The organism is Acidovorax sp. (assembly GCF_016783915.1).
GTDB lineage: Bacteria > Pseudomonadota > Gammaproteobacteria > Burkholderiales > Burkholderiaceae_C > Acidovorax.
Window position 1 is genome coordinate 1 of record NZ_JADHVT010000225.1, and the last position, 5,492, is coordinate 5,492.

Below are 5,492 nucleotides of genomic sequence, written 5' to 3' on the forward strand. Positions count from 1 at the left end.
CACTTCGTCATCTGTAAGTGCAACTGTCATGGTTATTCCCCCTTCATCCATTCAGATTCCTTGGCGCTAAACCTGCGCCCCGTATCCTCCCAGCCGATCAAATCGCCCAGGAACTCGTAACTCACCACCGGCTCACCAATGGAGCCAGGCGTCCGCGCAATCGCCGCCCGCAGTTGCTGGGTTGCGTCAGGGAAGTGGCTGGCCTTGTCAAACGTCACCATCCCCTCCTGAACCTGCACAGCCTCTGTCTCTGTGGCCTCGTACAGCTTGGCCCGGAGCATCATTCGCCCGGGTGAGACTTCCTGCAGGTACATGGTCAGGATGTAGGGAGCGCCTTTCTTGAGTTGAAATCCAGGGGCGGCGGTGAGGTAACCAGATGGATTGGGGAACACGTCCAGGCACTTCGATGCGCCGGTTTCCTTGCCGTCCGTGGTGAACACGCACCGGCCATACTCCTGCGTCCAGAAAGTCCCGACTGTCACACCGTCCACGCGGTGCCACAGCTCCAAAGCAAGACCATTGGCACCGACAAACGCCCCGGCCCCATGGGTCCAGATGGGCTGACCATCAGAGTTCTTCACCGTGTTCGAGTCGGTGATCTGCACAAACCCTAGGGGAACATGCTGGGTTGTGGTGATCGGTTGGCCCTTCTCGCCTGCCCACACAATGCGGGCCTGCAGAGTGAGAACCGCACCACCGGCAAGAGCTTCATAGGGCTCATCGAGGGTGTGGGTGTAGTCAAAATCGTAGTAGTTCGATTGACCGTCAGAGTAGAGGGAGCCGCCGCCACCGCAGGCGGTCAGCAGCGCAAAGACAAAAGCAAAGATGATTCGCATGATGGTAGGGGCGTAAAAAAGCCCCGACTTGCGGGGCTTGGTTGTTGGTGTGGTGCCTGTCAGGCGGTGGGTGGTGGTGGCGCGAGGCGGGCGCGGGCGTTAGCGATGGCGGCACCTACCTTCCTGGCGTCGTAGTAGGGCGTGTCACTGCCATTCGTGCCCATGTACAAGCCGGGGTCGCATGAATCCAGCGCCTCCAGCATCTGCCTGATAAGCGCCTCGTCATCCTTGCGGACTTCGGCCTCGATGGCGCGGGCGAAGCCTCTACACATCGCCAGTGGAGCGCCTTTCATTTCACCCCAGCGGGCAAACGCCTCCGCGTCGATCTGTTCAGGTGTCAGCGCCATGCTGGCCTCCTTTGATGCCGATCCGATACCACAACTCAGCAGCCGCGAACCCTGCTAGCCAGATGCTGGCAGCGCCGCGACTGTGCCGGTATGGGTTGCGTGCGTGTTTCTGCTCATCCGTCAGCGGCACCGGCACCGCCCCGGCCTGCGCCTGGGTGGGCTGCGGGGTGAGGAACACCGGGCGAATCTCCCAACCAAGCTCAAGCAAGCGACCCGCCGCCGTCCCTTTGTAGCCTTCCTTGCGCGCAGCTTCGAGAACAAGGTGCTTCACTCCGTGCTCAGTTTCGTTGCTGTAGCCAGGCAGGGCAATCCATCCGCCTTCACCGCCGCCCTCATACCAAGCGCAGGCCGTGTAGAAGTCAGGCTCTCCCGCCACTGCTGGCGGCGTGCCCCACTTGGCGAGGACTGCGCGAGCGAAGTTCTGAGGTAGCGGGTGGTCACAGGCCACCCACAAGGCTTGCAGCTCCGCATCTGTCGGTTCAGTTGTCATGGGGTTGCTCCTTGGCTTTCTTCTTCCAGCAGATGCAGCAGGCCCGCTGTGCAAGCCATTTGCTCAACGCCTTGCAGTCGTCTTGCATCAGTACAGATGGGGGCCATCCAGTGGGCTCAGTCATGGTTTGCTCCTTGCTTGCGGCCCTTGTATTCAACGATGGGTTCCTCCTTGGCGTAGGCGACACAAGCGACCGCTTTGTTCTGGAACAGTTCTCGGCTCTCGGTGTAGCTTTCCAGCAGTTCGCCGGTTTCTGGATCGATCTGGTTGACAGACTCGCGCACGGCCTGGGCTGCGTCAAACAGTGTTACGCCATTCATCAGATACTCCTTGTGTTAGTGCGCGCTCGATTGACCAGCCGTACCGCTTGATACGCGAATACAGTGTTCCTGGCCTCAGACCAACTTTGATGGCCCATGTGCGCAATGGGAGGCGCAGGCCCATAAATTCAAGATTTATGTTGTTGCGCTTGTTCCTGTTCTGGTCTTCTTTCAGGGCCCAGTAGCAATTACTTTTGCTGTAGCCAAGATGGTTGTTCCGCCTTTCAATTGAGTAAGCACGACTTGGCCGATTGCCCATGTCCGCTAGAAAGGTTGAAAAATCATTCCACTCTTCCGCTACTGATATCCCGCGAGCCCCGTAGTCCTTGTAGCTCGCGCAATTTTTGTCGTTGCATCGCTGGCGCATGCTGAGCCACGAAACGTACTCCGGCGATCTGGAACTTTGTTTTTTGAGAATGCAGCTTTTGCATCTGGTTTTCCAGCTTGCATAAAAATCATCCGGCGATTTGTCTGAGTTGCATTGGTTGCAAAATATCATCTCTACCCCATGAAGTAAGAAGGCCAGCGACTTGTGCAGTGCTGGCCTTGGGTTGTTGATTCAGTTCTCTACGCTTGGCGATGTACTTGGCGTGCGCCCTGGCTCTTGCAGCCTTGCCCTTGGGCGATAGGGCGTAGGCTTTGTAATCGCGCTGTGACATGATCAGAATGGGATATCGTCGTCCATGTCATCAAAGCCAGAGGACGCGGGATGTCCTGCGGGCGGTCCACCGGCAGTCTCTGCGCTGCGCTGCGCTGCTGGGCGCGCGCCCTTGAGGGGGCGATGGCGCAAACCTTCAACCATCTTTGCCAGCGCCACCGGCTGCGTTTTCTTGTCCAGAATCTCGCTGGCCGTCAGCTCTGTGCCCGGCTGGAAAACGTTCTTCAAGACCATGCGTGTCCCGATGCCGCCATCCTGCTTTTCGTAGTCCTCTGTTTCCAGCAGGACGCCAATTGGCTTGTGCAGATCAGGGAACAGAGTCCCGTCCTCTTGCACCTCCTTCTTGGCTTCGTAATCCCACTTGGTGACCTTGCCGGGTGCTGGCTTGATGCCGCGCAGCTGCATACAGGTCATGATCGCCATCAGTGTGTCATATCCCTGATAACGTTCACCGTCTGCGCTGGTGGTGTAAATCGCCAAATTGGCCTTCTGGCCCGAAGCGCTCTTGAAGACAAACGCGACGCCGCGCCCGCCCTTCTTGGTCTTGATGTCCTCGGCTTGAATGAATTCGCCGACATACTTGCCGATCTCTTTGATGGTTGCGCCTGCTGTGTCTGCGTGGCGTGCTGCTTGGGTGTCGAGTTGGTACATGGTTGGTTGCTTTCGTGGTTGGGAAATCAGGCGGTTTCAGAAATGCCGTAGAAGTCGCAGATCGCGGCATCGACAGCGGCTAGGTCGTTGGGGATGTGCTGGTCTGCAAACATGTCGATTGGCGACTTGCAGCAGTCCTGGCCGTTGGTCTGCGTGGCAAACAGGTACTGGCCGTTGATGATCTCGGTGCGCAGGACGATGGTGAAATAGCCCTCGGGCACCAGCGTCTGGTCCACCATCTTCCCGACCGTCTTCATGCGCACCTGGCCGAAGTCGTCGGTTTGCGTGTGGGCCAGGATGTAGACCCTCCGATGCTCGGGCCGTGAGCCCGCAGCCTGGAAGACGTTGAAGGCGTGCTTGCCAATGTCCGTGAACTTCTCGTAGCCCTTTTCAGTGCTGCGGTTCATCAGCTCATTGACCATCACGGCCTGGTAGTCGTCCACCACCACGATGTCATGCGGGGCCGTCTGCAGGATGCGCTCGATCACGGCGGGGTCGCTGGTCTGGATCACGTTTCCCTCGGATTTGAGGGTGAGGCGCGTTTTCCAGCCGCTAGCCCGGAAAGGCAGGGGCTTTTTGATGCACTGGATCAGCAGCGTCTTCGTCGGGTCCAAATTGCGCAGGCTGGTGCTTTTGCCGCTGCCGCTGTTGCCCAAAATCAGTGTGGCTATGCTCATTTGATGTTCCTCGGTGTGATTGGTCGTATTCAATTTGGGCGCAGGCCGCAGCCTCGTCCCACGATTCCTGAAGCATTGGATGTTTCATGTCATCCTCAATTCATGGTTGTTGTGAATCACCCGCCCGAGACAATCCACGCATACCGAGCGGCTGCAATGGGTTTGTGGCACTGGCGGTAGATGCGATATAGAGCTACCGCGTCAGAAATTCTTTGAATGAATTGCATATTCACTTCACTGCGGTTGTGATTGCTTTTTCTACGGGCCACTTTGATAAATGAATTCGTCGGTGTAAGGTTATGTATTTCATCCCGCGCGCTCTCGCCCACTCAGCAAGCGTTTTTGTTTCACCAAAAGCGGTAATGTATCTGTTGGACCTTGTATTGTTGTTTTGCTCAATATACGAGGCCCATCGGCAGTTTTCTTTGCAATAACCTTTGTCGTTGTCTATCCGGTCTAAGGTATATCCAGCAGGCGGGTCGCCCATATCTTCCAGGAAAGATATGAATTTCTTCCACCTCTCGCACACCGTGATTCCGCGTCCGCCATATCTTGCATAGCCGGTTGCATTTGGGTTATTACAACGGCTCATCATGCTGGTCCATATCGAATGCGCTCTGGTATCTGACTTGCCGTGAAAATCTGCTCTTTGTGCTCGCAGTTCTTTCATCCAGCATCCGCAACTCTTTGTCGAGCCTCTTGTTAAGCAATACCCGACAATATTCTTTGTCGTGCCGCAATCACATACGCAAGACCAAATTGCTCTTCCTGTCTTGTCCATGCCGGTAAACGTAAGAGCAACTAATCGTCCAAATCTCTGCCCAGTTAAATCTCTAATCTTTGTCACGATATTCCCCAATTCGCCTCTTTGAGGCGCTTCACTTCCCCGCCTCCTTCGCCGCAGTCGCCACCGCATCAGCAAGATCGGCATGCACTGCAATCGCGTCGTCTATGTCTGATGTGCAGCCGGAGAGAATCAGGACGGCTAGAACTGCGGGAACGATCAGCCAGCCGTGGCGGCAGAAGGCCCACAGCACGCGCTTGTGCAGCGGCGTTCGGTACACCTCGATTGCCATGGCCATTTCGGCAGCGGTTTTCCCGAAGCCGGGGCAGGTGCGGGCAAAGGTGCTGGTGTTGTCGTCTAGGTATGAGGGGGCGCGGATCATTCGGTGTCTCCTGTTGCTTTTGCAATGGCTGAGCGGGCCTTGTTTGCGTATTCCGATTTGTTGTCGAATGGGACGTGGCGAAACATCACATCAACAAGCGCCTCCAGCAGCTCCGGCGCGGCATCGCGTAGCGCGTTCTCCCGCTTGATGGCTGCCTGGCTGGCCTCGCTCGCTGCCAGTGCTGCGGGCCGGTCGCGTTCGGTGCGGGTCATTCGTCCACCTCCGCGTGCCATTCGCCGTACCACCGGGCCAGCGTGTCGAGAGCTTCCTTTGCTTCTGGCGCGCCCTTGTCGGCACAGCTCACCAGCGCACGGAAAACAATCGCGTCGTGGTCCCGGAAGTCGAAG

Annotated in this window: 11 protein-coding genes; all 11 read right to left on the reverse strand. The window is 57.1% G+C overall.

Features of this window, described 5'->3' with window-relative positions:
* Positions 1-32: 32 nt before the first annotated feature.
* On the reverse strand, positions 33-836 hold the full coding sequence (locus tag ISS20_RS23225; RefSeq protein ID WP_291439974.1) for a hypothetical protein: 804 nt from the start codon (positions 834-836) through the stop codon (positions 33-35).
* A 59-nt stretch (positions 837-895) separates the two neighbouring features.
* Positions 896-1,183 (reverse strand): hypothetical protein, encoded by a 288-nt coding sequence (locus tag ISS20_RS23230; RefSeq protein ID WP_291439976.1) that lies wholly within the window; start codon positions 1,181-1,183, stop codon positions 896-898.
* Positions 1,167-1,673 carry a hypothetical protein gene (locus tag ISS20_RS23235; RefSeq protein ID WP_291439977.1) on the reverse strand — a complete coding sequence of 169 codons (507 nt, stop codon included), beginning with the start codon at positions 1,671-1,673 and terminating at the stop codon, positions 1,167-1,169. Before ISS20_RS23235 ends, ISS20_RS23230 begins: the two co-directional genes overlap by 17 nt.
* The gene (locus ISS20_RS23240; protein ID WP_291439979.1) at positions 1,663-1,797 is read right to left on the reverse strand and encodes a hypothetical protein; all 135 of its coding nucleotides are present in this window, start codon (positions 1,795-1,797) and stop codon (positions 1,663-1,665) included. Before ISS20_RS23240 ends, ISS20_RS23235 begins: the two co-directional genes overlap by 11 nt.
* Positions 1,790-1,993: a hypothetical protein gene (locus ISS20_RS23245; protein ID WP_291439981.1), complete on the reverse strand. Its 204-nt coding sequence runs from the start codon at positions 1,991-1,993 to the stop codon at positions 1,790-1,792. The genes ISS20_RS23240 and ISS20_RS23245 overlap by 8 nt, the downstream gene beginning before the upstream one ends.
* A gap of 455 nt (positions 1,994-2,448) precedes the next feature.
* Complete coding sequence (locus tag ISS20_RS23250) at positions 2,449-2,652, reverse strand: hypothetical protein (RefSeq protein ID WP_291439983.1); 204 nt, start codon at positions 2,650-2,652, stop codon at positions 2,449-2,451.
* 2 nt (positions 2,653-2,654) lie between these two features.
* Positions 2,655-3,302, reverse strand: coding sequence for a hypothetical protein (locus ISS20_RS23255; protein ID WP_291439984.1), 648 nt, complete (start codon positions 3,300-3,302; stop codon positions 2,655-2,657).
* A 26-nt stretch (positions 3,303-3,328) separates the two neighbouring features.
* Positions 3,329-3,979, reverse strand: a complete 651-nt coding sequence (locus ISS20_RS23260) for an ATP-binding protein (RefSeq protein WP_291439985.1) — start codon at positions 3,977-3,979, stop codon at positions 3,329-3,331.
* Positions 3,980-4,208: 229 nt separating this feature from the next.
* Positions 4,209-4,649 carry a hypothetical protein gene (locus ISS20_RS23265; protein WP_291439987.1) on the reverse strand — a complete coding sequence of 147 codons (441 nt, stop codon included), beginning with the start codon at positions 4,647-4,649 and terminating at the stop codon, positions 4,209-4,211.
* A gap of 208 nt (positions 4,650-4,857) precedes the next feature.
* Positions 4,858-5,145, reverse strand: coding sequence for a hypothetical protein (locus tag ISS20_RS23270; protein ID WP_291439989.1), 288 nt, complete (start codon positions 5,143-5,145; stop codon positions 4,858-4,860).
* A complete protein-coding gene (locus ISS20_RS23275) occupies positions 5,142-5,357 on the reverse strand; it encodes a hypothetical protein (RefSeq protein ID WP_291439991.1) in 216 nt (71 codons plus the stop codon). Before ISS20_RS23275 ends, ISS20_RS23270 begins: the two co-directional genes overlap by 4 nt.
* Between the last annotated feature and the right edge of the window lie 135 nt (positions 5,358-5,492).

Coding starts and splice junctions, on each gene's coding strand:
- ISS20_RS23225 (WP_291439974.1), bottom strand. CDS start 836: ATGCGAATCATCTTTGCTTTTGTCTTTGCGCTGCTGACCGCCTGCGGT.
- ISS20_RS23230 (WP_291439976.1), bottom strand. CDS start 1,183: ATGGCGCTGACACCTGAACAGATCGACGCGGAGGCGTTTGCCCGCTGG.
- ISS20_RS23235 (WP_291439977.1), bottom strand. CDS start 1,673: ATGACAACTGAACCGACAGATGCGGAGCTGCAAGCCTTGTGGGTGGCC.
- ISS20_RS23240 (WP_291439979.1), bottom strand. CDS start 1,797: ATGACTGAGCCCACTGGATGGCCCCCATCTGTACTGATGCAAGACGAC.
- ISS20_RS23245 (WP_291439981.1), bottom strand. CDS start 1,993: ATGAATGGCGTAACACTGTTTGACGCAGCCCAGGCCGTGCGCGAGTCT.
- ISS20_RS23250 (WP_291439983.1), bottom strand. CDS start 2,652: ATGTCACAGCGCGATTACAAAGCCTACGCCCTATCGCCCAAGGGCAAG.
- ISS20_RS23255 (WP_291439984.1), bottom strand. CDS start 3,302: ATGTACCAACTCGACACCCAAGCAGCACGCCACGCAGACACAGCAGGC.
- ISS20_RS23260 (WP_291439985.1), bottom strand. CDS start 3,979: ATGAGCATAGCCACACTGATTTTGGGCAACAGCGGCAGCGGCAAAAGC.
- ISS20_RS23265 (WP_291439987.1), bottom strand. CDS start 4,649: ATGAAAGAACTGCGAGCACAAAGAGCAGATTTTCACGGCAAGTCAGAT.
- ISS20_RS23270 (WP_291439989.1), bottom strand. CDS start 5,145: ATGATCCGCGCCCCCTCATACCTAGACGACAACACCAGCACCTTTGCC.
- ISS20_RS23275 (WP_291439991.1), bottom strand. CDS start 5,357: ATGACCCGCACCGAACGCGACCGGCCCGCAGCACTGGCAGCGAGCGAG.